Annotated in this window: 14 protein-coding genes and 1 tRNA gene; 5 read left to right on the top strand and 10 right to left on the bottom strand. The window is 65.4% G+C overall.

Annotated features, from left to right (window positions below; genetic code table 11):
• From ACP156_RS02460 to proS, 8 genes are all read right to left on the bottom strand, one after another.
• Complete coding sequence (locus tag ACP156_RS02460; RefSeq protein WP_425049699.1) at positions 1–198, bottom strand: CsbD family protein; 198 nt, start codon at positions 196–198, stop codon at positions 1–3.
• Between the two features lie 116 nt (positions 199–314).
• Positions 315–725, bottom strand: a complete 411-nt coding sequence (locus ACP156_RS02455) for a c-type cytochrome (RefSeq protein WP_425049698.1) — start codon at positions 723–725, stop codon at positions 315–317.
• Between the two features lie 97 nt (positions 726–822).
• Positions 823–1,224, bottom strand: a complete 402-nt coding sequence (locus tag ACP156_RS02450; protein WP_425049697.1) for a c-type cytochrome — start codon at positions 1,222–1,224, stop codon at positions 823–825.
• A gap of 73 nt (positions 1,225–1,297) precedes the next feature.
• Complete coding sequence (locus tag ACP156_RS02445; protein WP_425049696.1) at positions 1,298–1,975, bottom strand: ABC transporter ATP-binding protein; 678 nt, start codon at positions 1,973–1,975, stop codon at positions 1,298–1,300.
• Positions 1,968–3,254 (bottom strand): lipoprotein-releasing ABC transporter permease subunit, encoded by a 1,287-nt coding sequence (locus ACP156_RS02440; RefSeq protein ID WP_425050805.1) that lies wholly within the window; start codon positions 3,252–3,254, stop codon positions 1,968–1,970. The genes ACP156_RS02445 and ACP156_RS02440 overlap by 8 nt, the downstream gene beginning before the upstream one ends.
• Before the next feature lie 96 nt (positions 3,255–3,350).
• A complete protein-coding gene (locus tag ACP156_RS02435) occupies positions 3,351–3,836 on the bottom strand; it encodes a DUF2937 family protein (protein ID WP_425049695.1) in 486 nt (161 codons plus the stop codon).
• Between the two features lie 109 nt (positions 3,837–3,945).
• A complete protein-coding gene (locus tag ACP156_RS02430; protein WP_425049694.1) occupies positions 3,946–4,539 on the bottom strand; it encodes a helix-hairpin-helix domain-containing protein in 594 nt (197 codons plus the stop codon).
• Positions 4,540–4,912: 373 nt separating this feature from the next.
• Entirely contained in the window at positions 4,913–6,232 is a 1,320-nt protein-coding gene (gene proS, locus ACP156_RS02425; protein ID WP_425049693.1) for a proline--tRNA ligase, read from the bottom strand.
• A 316-nt stretch (positions 6,233–6,548) separates the two neighbouring features.
• Here proS and ACP156_RS02420 point away from each other — a divergent pair, with 316 nt between their 5' ends.
• On the top strand, positions 6,549–6,809 hold the full coding sequence (locus ACP156_RS02420) for a DUF2798 domain-containing protein (RefSeq protein WP_425049691.1): 261 nt from the start codon (positions 6,549–6,551) through the stop codon (positions 6,807–6,809).
• Here ACP156_RS02420 and ACP156_RS02415 read toward each other — a convergent pair.
• Positions 6,806–8,320 (bottom strand): acetyl-CoA hydrolase/transferase family protein, encoded by a 1,515-nt coding sequence (locus ACP156_RS02415; RefSeq protein WP_425049690.1) that lies wholly within the window; start codon positions 8,318–8,320, stop codon positions 6,806–6,808. The genes ACP156_RS02420 and ACP156_RS02415 overlap by 4 nt on opposite strands.
• A 256-nt stretch (positions 8,321–8,576) precedes the next feature.
• Here ACP156_RS02415 and ACP156_RS02410 point away from each other — a divergent pair, with 256 nt between their 5' ends.
• From ACP156_RS02410 to ACP156_RS02395, 4 genes are all read left to right on the top strand, one after another.
• On the top strand, positions 8,577–12,023 hold the full coding sequence (locus ACP156_RS02410; RefSeq protein WP_425049689.1) for a pyruvate carboxylase: 3,447 nt from the start codon (positions 8,577–8,579) through the stop codon (positions 12,021–12,023).
• A gap of 88 nt (positions 12,024–12,111) precedes the next feature.
• A complete protein-coding gene (locus tag ACP156_RS02405; RefSeq protein WP_425049688.1) occupies positions 12,112–12,501 on the top strand; it encodes an MAPEG family protein in 390 nt (129 codons plus the stop codon).
• Between the two features lie 306 nt (positions 12,502–12,807).
• Positions 12,808–12,882: transfer RNA gene (locus ACP156_RS02400), tRNA-Gly, on the top strand.
• Between the two features lie 703 nt (positions 12,883–13,585).
• Positions 13,586–14,281, top strand: coding sequence for a sugar transferase (locus ACP156_RS02395; RefSeq protein WP_425049687.1), 696 nt, complete (start codon positions 13,586–13,588; stop codon positions 14,279–14,281).
• 42 nt (positions 14,282–14,323) lie between these two features.
• Here the strand turns inward: ACP156_RS02395 and ACP156_RS02390 are convergent, their stop codons facing one another.
• The gene (locus tag ACP156_RS02390; protein WP_425049685.1) at positions 14,324–15,685 is read right to left on the bottom strand and encodes a phosphomannomutase; all 1,362 of its coding nucleotides are present in this window, start codon (positions 15,683–15,685) and stop codon (positions 14,324–14,326) included.
• Positions 15,686–15,688 lie beyond the last annotated feature (3 nt).

Here is a 15,688-nt window from a genome sequence, read left to right as displayed (position 1 = left end):
TCACACCGCCGCGTGCCATTCGTCGACCTGGCGCTCGGCCTCTTCCTTGGCGATGCCGTACTTTTCCTGAATCAGGCCGACAAGCTGCTCACGCTCGCCCTTGGCCTTCGCCAGTTCGTCGTCGGTCAGTTCGCCCCACTGTTCGCGGGCTTTGCCTTTGACCTGGTTCCAGTTGCCTTTGACTTGTTCCCAGTTCATTTTCGCCTCCTTTGGCTGGTCCGACCGTGCTGGCCGGCTCTTGCACAGGAAACGAAGCCACCCGCCGGGCGGTTCCGAGAAATCCGATCAAGTTTCCATGACGGGCGCGGTCGGGCCTATTCCGCCTCGGACCGCTGGATCGAGCGCAGGTACTCGGCAAGCTCCACCAGCGGCTCGGGCGTCGGGGTCAGGATACCGTCGCCGGTCTGCACCAGCACGGTCCGCCCCTCGAGAAGCGGCCAGAAGGCCGGCATCGCGCCGTGGTGCTCTTCGCCTTTGGCGTAGCCGTCGATTTTGGACATCACCTCGACCATCGGGAAAGCGCCGCCGTTGCGCGCCGCGATCAGCGTCAGGTCCGCCGGCGTCGCCTCAAGCGAGTCTGCCGCCGGTCCCGCGCCCCGACCGTCGTCTCCGTGACACCCGGCGCAGAGGTTGAGATAGTTGGATTCGCCGGTCTCGCTTTCCTGTGTACACGCCCCGAGGGCGGCAAGACCGATAAGGGCGAAAAGGCTGCTCGTGGCCCGCATCGTTCGACTTTCTTTCTTGTTGTTCAGGCGAGTCTACCACAGGCGCGGCGGGGGCGCGAAAGGAATCCCGGAACCGCCCCGCCCTGCCGACTCTACGTCAGCCGCCTTGCAGGCTCATGAGGTACTCGGCGATCCGCACCACGTCGCCCCGGGTCTGCACCACGCTGCCCTCCGGCCCGTCCAGCACCGCCGAGCCGCCGCCCAGCATCGGACCGAACACCGGCATCGGGCCGCCGTGGCCCTGCAGAAGCTGGCGACCGTCGATCAGCTCGACGACCCGGATCAGGGGGAATTCGCCGCCGCTACGCGCGGCCAGCGTGGTCAGGTCGGACACCGGCACCGTCAGAAGCGGCGCAAGCGGGCCTTCGCCCGTGGCATCGACGCCGTGACACCCGGCGCAATAGGACTGGAACAGCGCCTCGCCCGTCTGGACATCCTGCGCCTGTGCCGCGCCCAGAGACGCCGCAAGGCAGACCGCAGCCAGTGTAAACCGTTTCATCGAAGCCTCCCGCGTTTCGTTCGCGGGAAGTCTGCGCCCGGGGACGCGGCATCGCCTTGACGCAAATCAAGGATCAGACGATCTGGCCTTCCTCCAGCCGCACCGTCCGATCCATCCGCGCCGCGAGTTCAAGGTTGTGGGTCGCGATCAGCGCACCCATCCCCGTCTCGCGGACCAGTTCCATCAGCGCGTCGAACACCACGTCCGAGGTGCCGGGGTCAAGATTGCCCGTGGGTTCGTCCGCCAGAAGCAGGCTTGGCGCGTTGGCCAGCGCGCGGCAGAAGGCCACCCGCTGCTGTTCGCCGCCCGACAGGGCCGAGGGACGGTGGTCGGTGCGCCCCGACAGCCCGACGCGGCCCAGAAGGTCCTGCGCGCGGGCGTCCGCCTTGCTGCGCGACACGCCGTCTGCAAGCTGCGGCAGCACGATGTTTTCCAGCGCGGTGAACTCGGGAAGCAGGTGGTGGAACTGGTAGACGAAGCCCACCTGTTGCCGCCGCACCCGCGTGCGCCGCCGGTCGGACAGCCCGTCCATCCGGTCGCCGCCGATCTTCACCTCGCCCGCGTCGGGCGTGTCCAGCAGCCCGGCGATGTGCAGAAGGGTCGACTTGCCCGCGCCCGAGGGGGCGACCAACGCCACGACCTCGCCCGGGGCGACGGTCACGCCCGCGCCGCGCAGCACCGCCACCTCGCCCGGTTCGCCGCGCTTGTAGACCTTCTCGAGCCCGGTTAGTTCCAGCACCGCCTCACTCATAGCGCAGCGCCTCCACCGGGTTCATCCGCGCCGCCCGGCGGGCGGGGAAGATCGTGACGATGAACGACAGGCCCAGCGACAGGACCACCGCGCTTAGCACGTCGCTCAGTTGCAGCTTGGCCGGCAGGTTGTAGATGCCCCGGATCGAGGGGTCCCATACGCCGCCGCCCATCACGTAGTTCACGAAGCTGAAGATCGGGTCGATGTAGATCGCGAACAGGCAGCCAAGGATCACCCCCGCCAGCGTGCCGATCAGCCCGACCGACGCGCCGCACAGGAAGAACACCCGCAGGATGGACCCCTCTGTCAGCCCCACGGTGCGCAGGATGCCGATGTCGCGGCCCTTGTTCTTCACCAGCATGATCAGGCCCGAGATGATGTTCATCGCCGCGATCAGCACAAGGATCGACAGGATGATGAACATCACGTTGTCCTCAACATCCAGCGCCCGCAGGAAGCTGCCCGCGCTGTCGCGCCATGTCCAGATCAGCGCCGTCTCGCCCGCCGCCTGCAGCAGCGGAAGCGAGAAGCTGTCGATGTCCTCGGGGTCTTCGACCATCACCTCGATCTCGTCCGCCGCGCCTTCCTTGTTGAAGAAGCTTTGCGCCTCGGCGAACGGCAGGTAGGCGCGGGTGCGGTCGATGTCGTAGCGCCCGGCGCTGAAGACATAGACGACCTCGTAGACGTTGATCCGTGGGCTTGTCCCCATCGGCGTCTTCACCCCGTTGGGCGAGATGATCTTGATCCGGTCGCCCACGGTCGCGCCCAGCTCGCGCGCCACGCCGGACCCGATGGCGATGCCCTGCTCGAAGCTGTCGATATCGCCAGCCGAGGTCTCGGGGTTCACGATACGCGGCAGGCCCTTCAGGTCTTCCAGCGCGATGCCGTAGATCTCGACGCCCGCATTCTCGGAGCGGAGGTTGGCCATCACCTGCCCCTTGATCAGAGGCGCGGCGCGGGTGACGCCGGGGATCTCGGCGATCCGGTCCGCCATCGCGTCATAGTCGGTGATCGCGCGCGAGGTCTGGCCCGTCTCGGTCTGGTAGACCGAGGAATAGACCGTGCTATGCGCGTTGGCGCCAAGGATGGTGTCGACGAACTCGGCCCGGAACCCGGCCCGGACCGACAGCGTGGCGATCAGGGCGAAGACGGCAAGCGTGATGCCGATCAGGCTGATCCAGGTCATGACGCTGACGCCGCCTTCGGCCCGACGGGCCCGGAGGTAGCGCCATGCGATCATCCATTCGAAACGGGAAAATGCGGCCATGGGGCGAGCCATACCCGAACCGCCGGGAGCGTCAAGCATCGCCCGCCCCGGCTTCACGCGGGCGTGCGGTCAGTGCGGGAAAGGCACACCGGGGTTCAGCGGCGTAGATCAGGCGAAGCGGCGGAAGGGAAGCTTCAGCAGTCCGAACGCAATCGTCAGGACCAGCCAGCCGCCGGCAAAGCCGATGCCCGCGCAAAGCAGCCCATCGGTGGTGACGGGAACCGCCGGGCGGAAATCGTCCCATGTCCGCTGGGCAAGGTCCGGGTCGTTGAACCGCCAGACCTGCGCCAGCCGCTGCAGGGGCTCTGCCTGCCGAAGCGCGTTATAGTCGCTCGACAACCGCTCGTACCGGTAAACCTGCTCGCCGTGATGTTCTTGCAACCCGGTCAGGAAGGTTGAGCCATCAAGCTGCGCTAGCGCCTCTTCCCGCGTCACCCCGGCGGCGTTGGCAAGCGTGTCGAAGGCGACGACGCTGACGCGCAACTCGTCCACCGCGCCCGAAAGCCGTTGAAGATACTGCTGGGAAAACTCGGGAAACTGCGACAGCGCAGCCGCTCCGGCCACGCCACCCGCGAGGGCGAGAAATTTCAACATGCCTGTGTGTCCTGCTCTTTTGCCGCGAAGGATAGCCGATTTCGCCTGTCCGGCCAATTCCGCTTGGCAAGCTGCGCCGGACACTCTGCCCGGCGCGGTCTCAGCCGGTCTACTTGTTCTTCTTGCCGGCCTTCTTGTCTGCCTTCTTCTTTTCGGCCTTGGCCTTCTTCTCGGCCTTTTCCGCCTGTTTCTCGGCCTTTGCGGCTTTCTTCGCGGCCCGGGCTGCCTTTTCCTCGGCCTTCGCGGCCTTGGCCGCCTTCTTGGCTTCCTTCTCGGCCGCCTTCTCGGCAAGGCGCGCGGCCTTCTTCGCCTCTTTCTCGGCGGCCCGCGCCGCCTTTTTCGCCGCCCGCTGGGCTTCGCGTTCGGCCTGCTTCTCGGCCTTGCGCGCGGCCTTCGCGTCGGCCTTGGCCTCTGCATCCTCGGCGGGCGCGTCTTTCGCTTCCGGCGTTGGCGCCGGGGCAGGCTTGTCGACGGGCGCCTGCGTCGAAGCCGGAGCGGCGGCAACCGGCGCGTCATCGCCAGCCAGCACCGCGTCCTTCGCGGCGGCGGCCAAGGTCGCAGCGCGCGCGCCCCCGATGCCCGGCACGGCCATCAGCCCCTCGGGACCGGCGGCGGCCATCGCCTCTGCATCCGCGATACCGGCGGACCGCAACGCTTCTGCCAGTGCAGCCCCGACACCTTTGACCTTGCTCAGATCCGTCATTCTTTGCTCCTGTCACCGGCCGGGCCATCGCGGCCCGGCCCTTCCGTTTCGTCCGTGAGTGATGCCACCGTCAGGCCGCTTTTTTCAGGGCCTTCTTGGCCTTCTTCAGTTTGCCTTCGTGTTTCTTGATCTTGCCCTTCCGGGACTTGATCTCACGCTTCAGGCTCTTGATCTTGCTCTTTTTCGACACAGCGATCTCCTCCTTCCTGCGACCGGTCCGTAATGCGGACCGCAAGGAAAAGGCATACCACATGGATATGCTTTGTATATACCTTTTCGACAGCGGCGATCCGGAAAGCAAAATGGCGCCACCCCAAGGGGCAGCGCCACTTCTTAAATCTTCCGGTCCACCATGGACCGCAGGCCAGACGGCTCAGGTCAGCGCGGCGGCGACCAGCTCCGGCTTGATCTCTTCGCTTTCGCCGGTGCGGCGGTCGGTCAGTTCGACCACGCCCTTCTCAAGCCCGCGCGGGCCGACGGTGATACGCTTGGGCAACCCGATCAGGTCCATCGTCGCGAACTTGGCGCCCGCGCGCTCCTCGCGGTCGTCGTACAGCACTTCCAGCCCGGCGGCGGTCAGTTCCTTATACAGCGCCTCGCAGGCGGCATCGGCGGTGGCGTCGCCCTGCTTCACGTTGACGATGCCAACATGGAACGGAGCCACTTCCCACGGCCAGATGATGCCCTTCTCGTCGTGGTTCGCCTCGATCAGCGCACCGGCAAGCCGGCTGACGCCGATGCCATGGCTGCCCATGTGAACCGCGACGGGCTTGCCGTCCGGACCCTGCACCGTGGCGCCCATCGGCTCGGAATACTTGGTGCCGAAATAGAAGATCTGGCCGACCTCGATGCCGCGCGCGACGCGGCGGCGCTCTTCCGGGATCTGGTCGAAGATCGCCGGATCGTGCGTTTCGTCGGTGCGGGCATAACGGCTGGTGAACTCTTCCAGCACGGACTGACACTGTTCCACCGAGTCATAGTCGATCTCGCGGTCGCCGAACTTCAGATCGGTGATCTCGCTGTCATAGAACACCTCGGACTCGCCGGTTTCGGCCAGAACGAGGAACTCGTGCGTGTCGTCGCCGCCGATCGGGCCACTGTCGGCGCGCATCGGGATCGCCTGAAGACCCATGCGCTCGTAGGTGCGCAGGTAGCTGACGAGGTGCCGGTTGTAGGCGTGCAGCGCGTCCTCTTTGGTCAGGTCGAAGTTGTAGCCGTCCTTCATCAGGAACTCGCGGCCACGCATGACGCCGAACCGCGGACGCACTTCGTCGCGGAACTTCCACTGGATGTGGTACAGCGTCATCGGCAGGTCTTTGTACGAACTGACGTGGCTGCGGAAGATGTCGGTGATCATCTCTTCGTTGGTCGGGCCGTACAGCATGTCGCGGTCGTGCCGGTCGCGAATGCGCAGCATCTCGGGGCCGTAGGCGTCGTACCGGCCGCTCTCGCGCCACAGGTCGGCGGACTGAAGCGTCGGCATCAGGACCGGGATATGCCCGGCACGCTGCTGTTCCTCGTGGACGATGCGCTCGATGTTGCGCAGCACGCGGTAGCCGAGCGGCAGCCACGAGTAGATCCCGGCGCTGGCCTGTTTGATCATGCCCGCGCGCAGCATCAGGCGATGGCTGGCAATCTGGGCCTCGGCCGGCGTCTCTTTGAGAACCGGAAGGAAGTAGCGAGAGAGGCGCATAAAGGCTCCTTGGAAGGAAATTCCACGTCGCAAGCGGTCTATGGGAAAGCCCACACCAAGACAAGCTGGCGCAAGGGCCCGCCGCTTCGGTCGGGCGACGCTACGTCATCGCCGGGCGGCGCGCGCCTTGCTTGACCTTCGGGCGCGGGCCGACCAAATGTGAACCCGCCGAAAAACGCTTGGCCGGTACGGTTATCCCGGCCCCCGCAGTGCGGGAGTTAGTCGATCCCTCGAACCCACGGCACCCCGAAACCAAGGGGGTGCGTGGCCGTGAGACAGGGCATTACGGCACCTCCGCATTGCGAAAGGAAACTCCATGGCCGCCCCAAAGGACGTCCAGGCTCCCAACCCCAAAGCAACCGTGATCGTGGCGCAGGTCTTCATCTCTTGCCTGATGGCCCTGCTGATGACCGGCATTTTCACCGCCATACCCATGCAGTTCCAGCCCGGCTGGGTCGGCGCATGGATGACACGCTGGCTGACCGCATGGCCGATTGCCTTCGTCCTGTCGCTGGGCGTCGGCCCGGTCAGCTTCGCATTGTCCACCCGTGTGCTGATGGTGGCCCGGCGCGGCTAGGGCCGCATCGAGCCGGTGTCCATGAAGCGCTGATGCCACGACAGCGCTTCGGAAGGCAGCATCGGCGCGTGTTGGCCGAAGGACCCCTTCGCGGCGCGCGCCATGTAATCCTCCAGCATCGGGCGATAGGCCGGGTGAGCGCATTTCTCGACGATCGCCAGCGCCCGCTGTTTCGGTGACAGCCCGCGCAGATCGGCCAGCCCCTGCTCGGTCACGATCACCTGCACGTCCTGACTGATGTGGTCGACGTGGCTGACCTGCGGCACGATGGCCGAGATCGCGCCGCCCTTTGCGACCGAAGGCGTCATGAAGATCGACACATAGCCGTTCCGTGCAAAGTCGCCCGAGCCGCCGATGCCGTTCTGAATCCGGGACCCCATCACATGAGTCGAATTGACGTTGCCGTAGATGTCGGCCTCGATCAGGCCGTTCATCGCGATGCAGCCCAACCGCCGCACAAGCTCTGGATTGTTCGATATCTCCTGCGGACGTAGCAGGAGACGGTCCCGGAACCGGTCCGCATTGTCGTTAAAGTACAAGGCCTTTTCCGGCGACAGAGAGAACGCGGTGGCCGAGGCCATGCGCAGGGTGCCGGCCTCGATCATGTCCAGCATACCGTCCTGGATCACCTCGGTGAAGGCGGTCATGCCCTCGAACGGCGTCTCGATCAGCCCGGCCATCACCGCGTTCGGCACGTTGCCGACGCCCGACTGCAACGGCAGCAGCGACGGCGGCAGACCGGCGCGCTTTGCCTCCCATGTCAGGAAGTCGAGGATGTTCGACGCGATGGCCAAGGCCGCCTCGTCGGGCGGCGAGAATGGCGCGTTGCGGTCCGGCGCGTCGGTCTCGACCACCGCGACCACCTTGCCGGGGTCGATGCGGAAATGCGGCTGCCCGATGCGGTCGTCGGACTTCACCAGCGGGATCGGCACCCGGTTCGGCGGCAGCGCGGTGCCGTAGTAGATATCGTGCATCCCGTCCAGCGCGGGCGACTGCCAGCGGTTCACCTCGAGGATCACCTTGTCCGCCAGATCCAGCCACGTCTTGTTGTTGCCGACCGACGATGACGGGATCAGGTCGCCGTCCGGCGTGATCCCCGACACCTCGACCACCGCCACGTCCATATGGCCAAGAAAGCCCTCCCACGCCATCGGCGCGACCTGGCTGAGATGCAGGTCGAAATACTCCATCTCGCCCGCGTTGATCTTCTCGCGCGCGATGGGGTCCGAGTTGTAGGGCAGCCGGAATTCGATGCCGTCGGCCTTCGCCATCGCACCGTCCAGTTCCGGTCCCGTGGACGCGCCGGTCCAGACCTTCACCCGGAACGGATGGCCCGCGGCGTGTTCCGCCTCGATCCGGTCGGCCAGCGCCACCGGCACCGCCTTGGGATAGCCCGAGCCGGTGAAGCCGCTCATCCCGACCGTATCGCCGGGCCGGATCAGGGCCGCCGCCGTGGCCGCATCGGTCACCTTCGCCGCCAGTCCGGCATGGCGGATTCGTTCGCTGGTCATTGCTGCCTCCTCCCGTGTCAGGTCGCTTGCATACGATGGGATACAACGGGACAACGCAGAACGTCAGACACTGGAAGCACCGCGAAACACCGGTATGCGAACGCAGCATGTCACAGAGGGAATTCCGACCTGCCGGTGCGCCGAAACCCGCCGTTCGGGCGCGAGCATCCCGCAGGGCGCAAACGAAATTTCAGTTTACGCCGCGACGGCACCCGTTATTCTGCATCTGCAAAATAGCTAACAAGGGGGTGCAGCCATGGCCGACTTCAAGAAGATCCTGATCGCGAACCGCGGAGAGATCGCCATCCGGGTCATGCGGGCTGCCAACGAACTCGGCAAGCGCACGGTCGCGATCTACGCCGACGAGGACAAGCTGTCCCTGCACCGCTTCAAGGCCGACGAGGCCTACAAGATCGGCGAAGGCATGGGCCCCGTCGCGGCCTACCTGTCGATCGAAGAGATCATCCGCGTCGCCAAGATGTGCGGCGCCGACGCGATCCATCCGGGCTATGGCCTGCTGTCCGAGAACCCGGACTTCGTCGACGCCTGCGCCGCCAACGGCATCACCTTCATCGGCCCCAAGTCCGACACCATGCGCGCCCTTGGCGACAAGGCCAGCGCCCGCAAGGTCGCCATCGCCGCCGGCGTGCCGGTGATCCCGGCAACCGAGGTGCTGGGCGACGACATGAAGCAGATCGCCAAGGAGGCCGAGGAAATCGGCTATCCGATGATGCTTAAGGCGTCGTGGGGCGGCGGCGGGCGCGGGATGCGCCCGATCATGGGGCCGGACGAGCTTGAGGCGAAGGTCAAGGAAGGCCGCCGCGAGGCAGAGGCCGCCTTCGGCAACGGCGAAGGCTATCTTGAGAAGATGATCATGAAGGCCCGCCACGTCGAGGTTCAGATCCTCGGCGACCAAGAGGGCAACATCTATCACCTGTGGGAACGCGATTGTTCGGTTCAGCGCCGAAACCAGAAGGTCGTCGAACGTGCCCCTGCCCCGTACCTGTCCCCCGCCCAGCGCGAGACGCTGTGCAATCTGGGCAAGAAGATCGCCGAGGCGGTGAATTACGAATGCGCCGGCACCATCGAGTTCCTGATGGATATGGAAACCGGCGAGTTCTACTTCATCGAGGTGAACCCCCGCGTGCAGGTCGAACACACGGTGACAGAGGAAGTCACCGGCATCGACATCGTGCGCGCGCAGATCCTGATCGCCGAGGGCAAGTCGCTGACCGAGGCCACCGGCGTCGCCAGCCAGTACGACGTGCAGCTTGACGGCCACGCGATCCAGTGCCGGATCACCACCGAGGATCCGCAGAACAACTTCATCCCCGACTATGGCCGGATCACCGCCTATCGCGGCGCGACCGGCATGGGCATCCGGCTGGACGGTGGCACCGCCTACAGCGGCGCGGTGATCACGCGGTATTACGACTCGCTGCTGGAAAAGATCACCGCATGGGCGCCGACCCCCGAGGCCGCGATCAAGCGGATCGACCGGGCGCTGCGCGAGTTCCGCATCCGGGGCGTGGCGACGAACATCGACTTCGTCATCAACCTGCTTCGCCACCCGACCTTCCTGTCGAACGAGTACCACACCAAGTTCATCGACCAGACGCCCGACCTGTTCGACTTCAAGCCGCGCCGCGACCGCGCGACGCGGCTGCTGACCTACATCGCCGACATCACGGTGAACGGGCACCCCGAGACGGAAGGCCGGCCCAAGCCGCACCCCGAGCTGAAGCCGGCCCGTGTGCCGGAACTGAAGATCGGCACGCCGCCGCCGGGCACCCGCCAGATCCTTGAAGAGAAGGGGCCGAAGGCGCTGGCCGACTGGATGCTGGTGCAAAAGCGCCTGCTGATCACCGACACCACCATGCGCGACGGGCACCAGTCGCTGCTGGCCACCCGGATGCGGTCGATCGACATGATCAAGGCTGCGCCCGCCTATGCCGCCAACCTGCCGGAACTGTTCTCGGTCGAGTGCTGGGGCGGCGCGACCTTCGACGTGGCCTACCGTTTCTTGCAGGAATGCCCGTGGCAGCGCCTGCGCGACATCCGCGCGGCGATGCCGAACCTTCTGACCCAGATGCTGCTGCGCGGATCGAACGGCGTGGGGTATACCGTCTATCCCGACAACGTGGTGAAGGCCTTCACCAAGCAGGCCGCCGAGTCCGGCGTCGACATCTTCCGGGTGTTCGACTCGCTGAACTGGGTCGAGAACATGCGCGTGTCGATGGATGCCGTGCTTGAGACCGACAAGGTGCTGGAAGGCACCGTCTGCTACACCGGCGACCTGTTCGACGCGGCGCGCCCCAAGTACGACCTGAAGTACTATGTGACGATGGCGAAGGAGCTGGAGAAGTCCGGCGCCCACATCCTTGGCGTGAAAGACATGGCGGGCCTGCTGAAGCCGGTCGCGGCGCGGACGCTGTTCAAGGCGCTGAAGGACGAGATCTCGATCCCGATCCATTTCCACACCCACGACACCGCCGGCATCGCCGCCGGCACCATCCTTGCCGCCGCCGAGGCGGGCGTGGACGCCGCCGACTGTGCGATGGACGCGCTGTCGGGCAACACCAGCCAAGCGACGCTGGGCACCGTGGTCGAGATCCTTGCCCAGACCGAGCGTGACACCGGGCTGGACGTCGAGGCGATCCGCGAGATGTCGAACTACTGGGAAGCGGTGCGCGGCCAGTATGCGGCGTTCGAGAGCGGCATGCAGGCTCCGGCGTCGGAGGTTTACCTGCACGAGATGCCGGGCGGCCAGTTCACCAACCTCAAGGCGCAGGCGCGCTCGTTGGGGCTGGAAGAACGCTGGCACGAGGTGGCCGAGATGTACGCCGAGGTGAACCTGATGTTCGGCGACATCGTGAAGGTCACGCCGTCGTCCAAGGTGGTGGGCGACATGGCCCTGATGATGGTGTCGCAGGGTCTCTCTCGCGCGCAGGTCGAAGACCCCAAGACCGAAGTATCCTTCCCGGACTCGGTCATCGACATGATGAAGGGCAACCTTGGCCAGCCGCCGGGCGGCTTCCCGGACAAGATCCTGCAGAAGGTGCTGAAGGGCGAGAAGCCCAACACCGAACGCCCCGGCGCGCATCTGCCCGCCGAGGATCTGGACGCCAAGCGCAAGGAGCTGGAAGAGAAGTTCCCCGACGAGGAATTCGACGACGAGGATCTGAACGGCTACCTGATGTATCCCAAGGTCTTCTCGGACTACACCGCGCGCCATGCGACCTATGGCCCCGTGCGGACGCTGCCGACGCTCAATTTCTTCTACGGCATGGAACCCGGCGAGGAAATCTCGCCCGAGATTGAGCCCGGCGTGACGCTGGAAGTCCGCCTGTCCGCCCTGTCCGAGACGAACGAGGACGGCGACGTGCGGGTGTTCTTCGAACTGAACGGCCAGCCTCGCGTGATCCGGGTGCCGAACCGCAAGGCGGGCGGCGCGTCGACGGTGCGGCCCAAGGCCGAGGTCGGCAACCCGAACCACGTGGGCGCACCGATGCCGGGTGTCGTCGCCACGGTCGCCGCGCAGGCGGGCGCGAAGGTCAAGCAGGGCGACCTGCTGCTGACAATCGAGGCGATGAAGATGGAGACCGGCCTGCACGCCGAGCGGGACGCGACGATCAAGGCCGTCCACGTCACGCCGGGCGCACAGATCGACGCGAAGGACCTGCTGGTCGAGTTCGAGGACTAAGAAAACCGCGGCGCGCCCACATGGCGCGCCGCTTGCCGTTACGGCCACGCGTGGCATTCTGGCGCCGACCTCTGACGGAGCCCGTGCCATGCCCCCCACCTTGACCGCCATCTACGCCAGCCTGCTGGCCCTGCTGTTCCTTGCCCTTTCGGCCCGCGTGATCTTTGGCCGGTTCCGGCACCGCGTCTCGGTCGGCGACGGCGGTGACAAGGACATGCTGAAACGGATGCGGGTGCAGGCGAACTGCGCCGAATACGCCCCCATCGGCATCCTGATGCTGGGACTGGCAGAGATGCAGGGCATGGGCCCCGCCCTGCTGCACCTGTTCGGCCTGATGCTGCTGGCCGGGCGCACGGCGCATGCCTACGGGTTCGGTCGCACGCCACAGATCTCGGCGCTGCGGATCGGGGGCATGGTGCTGACGGTCGCAATGATCACGCTGACTGCCATCGGAAACCTGTTCCTCGCGCTTGCCTGAAAAAGCCCGCGATATCCGTCGAGACGCACCTATCCTGCAAGTTGCCGGCACCGGGTTTCCTTGTGATGGTCGGCATGGCGCAGGTGGCGGATGGCATCCACCATAGCCCTACGCGGCTTCATACATGCGGCGATGGTCTTCGCAGGCGCGGTGGAAGGGTTGAACCTGTGGCGCCAGAAGCGGCGTCTGGCGCGAAAGGCCATGCCGTAGCGGCATTAGAAAAAAACGGTGGGGCGGGTCAAAAACCTGCATTTTCCCTCTTGCAGCCCCCAGCCGTTCTTTATATCTCACGCCTCACCCAAGGACGCGGGCGTAGCTCAGGGGTAGAGCATTACCTTGCCAAGGTAAGGGTCGTGAGTTCGAATCTCATCGCCCGCTCCAATTTTCCTCCGGATGGAGGGCACGACAAAAGGGTCGCCTTCAGGCGGCCCTTTTGTGTTTTCGGCATTTGACTTTGGACCGAGACAAGAATTGCGATCACAACGGCGGCTTGAAGTTGCCTTCGACCGCCAGACAGAATTGTTTCGGAATGTTACAATTGGTCACAGACTAAATTAACGCATGAGTTAAGCATATTACGAAATCTACTTTGCAGTATTGTCACAAAGCGGAATTGGCATCCCCGCATGCCGTCCGCCCCCCAACGCCCCAGTCGGCAGATCAGCGCCGATCCAGGCACACCCTAAGATTCACTGCTTGGCGGCAAAACACGCAAGAGTTGTGTTCGACGTTAAATAACGCAAAGCCTTAACAAATCAAAAGAAATTCGAGATACGGCATGCGTTCCCTATCATAGTGATTCGGTCAGGATTGGCGCGTGTGGCCCCTCGGAGCTCCTCGAAAGGTGCCTGCCGGTTCCCATTCCGCCCTCAGATTCGGCAGTTTTGGCGGAAAGACGCCAAAGCCGCTTAGATATTAGAGGCTTACCAACTACCTTTGCGTCACTCGGACTTTGTTAATTTAATTCTACTCGGATCTGCCGTTTGCTGCTAAATAATGAGCAGTCCTTTCTTGGTGAGTGCTCGCCGTAGGGTGGTTCCTTCGGCACAGGTTTCTAGGGTTGCTTCTCGCTTGGGGGCGTATTGTGAGCCAGGTAGATTTTCATGACGCGTCGGTGGCGCTTAAGCGCGAACAGGCCGCGGCGTCGATCCGGCCGACACGTGGCAGTTATTTTCGAATTGGCAAACGACTGGCGGATCTGATCGCCTGCGTTTTCCTTCTGCCCATCTGCGTTCCACTGATCGGGGTCTTCTGGCTGCTGACCCGCCGTGACGGCGGTCCCGGCTTTTTCCTGCAGGACCGCGTCGGACGGAACGGCGAGATCTTCAAGTGCTACAAGCTGCGCACCATGGTCGTGGATGCCGAAGCCGCGCTGGCCGAGATTTGCGCGGCCGACCCGGAACTGGCGGCGGAATGGAAGCGCGACCAGAAGCTGCGCTGCGATCCGCGCATCACGCCGCTGGGGAATTTCCTGCGGAAGACCAGCATCGACGAACTGCCGCAGGTCTTCAACGTGCTGCTCGGCGACATGAGCCTTGTCGGGCCGCGCCCGATGATGCCCTGCCAGCGGAAGATGTACACGTCGGCTGGCGGCGGCACCGGCTATTTCGCCCTGCGCCCCGGCATCACGGGCCCGTGGCAGGTGGATGGCCGTGGCGAGACCGCGTTTGTCGACCGGATCGGTTACGACAACCGGTATCTGTCGGAACTCTCGTTCGGCAAGGATCTGTCCTACCTCGCCCGCACCGTGACGGTCGTATTCCGCCAGACCGGCGGCTGATCGACCTGACAGGGGATGGCTGATCCATCCCCTACCCCGGCCTCAGCCCAGTTCCTGCCCCAGCCGCTTCAGATGAGCCGACACCAGTTCCTCGGCGCGCTCCGGGCTGGACGCCTCGGCGTAGCAGCGGAATTCGGGCGCATTGCCGGACGGGCGAAGGTGGACGATCTCGTCACCCTCGAAGCTGACCCGAAGACCGTCGGTCAGGTCGATGCCGGTTTCGGCCCCGACCCCCGTGAAGAAAGCGGCCCGGCGGGCCGGGTCGTCTTTCATCTCGGCAAGGAAAGCCTGCGAGGTCTCGGGCTCGATCCCCGCGATCCGGTCGGCTGCGGTGAAGCGGCCCGGCAGGGTAGCGACCAGATCGGCCAGCGACAGGCCCTGCGCGGCGGCGCTGGCCAGCGGTGCCACCATCGGCAGCAGGCTGTCGCGCGTCGCAAGCGGAGACAGGCGGCCCGTGTCGAAGCCCAGAAGGAACCCGCCGTTCGCCTCGTATCCCACCACCTTCTCGCCCGCGCGCGTTTCCATCGCGGCGATCACGAAAGGCGAGCCAATGCGGGTGCGGTCCACGATGCGAAAGCCCATCGCGTCGACGGCGGTATTCGAGGACACCGGCGTACAGATGACCTCGGCCCCCAGCGCCTTTGCGGTCAGCGGGCCAAGCACGTCACCGGGCACGATGCGGCCCGTGGCGTCGGTCACCATCGGACGGTCGGCGTCGCCATCGGTCGAGATCAGCGCGTCCAGCCCGTGATCCGAACACCAGTCCGCCAGCATCGCGCGCGTCTCGGGGTCGACCGCTTCTGTATCGACGGGGATGAATTCGTCAGAGCGGGCCAGCGGCACGGCGGTGGCGCCCAGCGCCTCGACCACGGCGACCATGATGTCGCGCGCGACCGAACTGTGCTGATAGACGCCGATCTTCAGCCCCGCCAGCGCATCGCCGCCGAACGCGTCGGCATAGCGCGCGACATAGGCCGGGGCCGGGTCGTGATCGCTGACCGGGGCCGAGCCGCCCTGCGCCGCCGCGCCCAGCGCGCCGGTGATCCGAACCTCGTCGTCTTTCGAGACCTCGCCGCCCGGAAGGTAGAATTTCAGCCCGTTTCGGTCGGCGGGAATGTGGCTGCCGGTGACCATCACCGCGGCCTGCCCCGCCCCCATCGAGGCCAGCGCCAGCGCGGGTGTCGGCGCGGCGCCGACCCGCGTCACCGGCAGGCCAAGGTCTGTGGCTGCCGCCGTGACCGAAGCCGCGATGCGCGGCGACGAGGCGCGCAGGTCCTCGCCCACGAAAACGCCGCCGCCCGTCTCGCAGGACGTCAGGAAGGCGCGGGTGTAATCCGCGACCAGTTCATCGGTCAGTTCCGTGACCAGCCCGCGCAGGCCGCTCGTTCCGAACTTGGGCGCCATCGT

Origin of the sequence: Psychromarinibacter sp. S121 (assembly GCF_049801035.1) — a bacterium.
Classification (GTDB): Bacteria; Pseudomonadota; Alphaproteobacteria; order Rhodobacterales; family Rhodobacteraceae; genus Psychromarinibacter.
Note: the sequence above shows the minus strand (reverse complement) of the source record. Positions and strands in the feature narration are given on the sequence as shown.

Bases quoted from the DNA above. Each gene is read 5' to 3' on its own strand.
- ACP156_RS02460 (WP_425049699.1), bottom strand. From the start codon at position 198: ATGAACTGGGAACAAGTCAAAGGCAACTGGAACCAGGTCAAAGGCAAA.
- ACP156_RS02455 (WP_425049698.1), bottom strand. From the start codon at position 725: ATGCGGGCCACGAGCAGCCTTTTCGCCCTTATCGGTCTTGCCGCCCTC.
- ACP156_RS02450 (WP_425049697.1), bottom strand. From the start codon at position 1,224: ATGAAACGGTTTACACTGGCTGCGGTCTGCCTTGCGGCGTCTCTGGGC.
- ACP156_RS02445 (WP_425049696.1), bottom strand. From the start codon at position 1,975: ATGAGTGAGGCGGTGCTGGAACTAACCGGGCTCGAGAAGGTCTACAAG.
- ACP156_RS02440 (WP_425050805.1), bottom strand. From the start codon at position 3,254: ATGGCTCGCCCCATGGCCGCATTTTCCCGTTTCGAATGGATGATCGCA.
- ACP156_RS02435 (WP_425049695.1), bottom strand. From the start codon at position 3,836: ATGTTGAAATTTCTCGCCCTCGCGGGTGGCGTGGCCGGAGCGGCTGCG.
- ACP156_RS02430 (WP_425049694.1), bottom strand. From the start codon at position 4,539: ATGACGGATCTGAGCAAGGTCAAAGGTGTCGGGGCTGCACTGGCAGAA.
- proS (WP_425049693.1), bottom strand. From the start codon at position 6,232: ATGCGCCTCTCTCGCTACTTCCTTCCGGTTCTCAAAGAGACGCCGGCC.
- ACP156_RS02420 (WP_425049691.1), top strand. From the start codon at position 6,549: ATGGCCGCCCCAAAGGACGTCCAGGCTCCCAACCCCAAAGCAACCGTG.
- ACP156_RS02415 (WP_425049690.1), bottom strand. From the start codon at position 8,320: ATGACCAGCGAACGAATCCGCCATGCCGGACTGGCGGCGAAGGTGACC.
- ACP156_RS02410 (WP_425049689.1), top strand. From the start codon at position 8,577: ATGGCCGACTTCAAGAAGATCCTGATCGCGAACCGCGGAGAGATCGCC.
- ACP156_RS02405 (WP_425049688.1), top strand. From the start codon at position 12,112: ATGCCCCCCACCTTGACCGCCATCTACGCCAGCCTGCTGGCCCTGCTG.
- ACP156_RS02390 (WP_425049685.1), bottom strand. From the start codon at position 15,685: ATGGCGCCCAAGTTCGGAACGAGCGGCCTGCGCGGGCTGGTCACGGAA.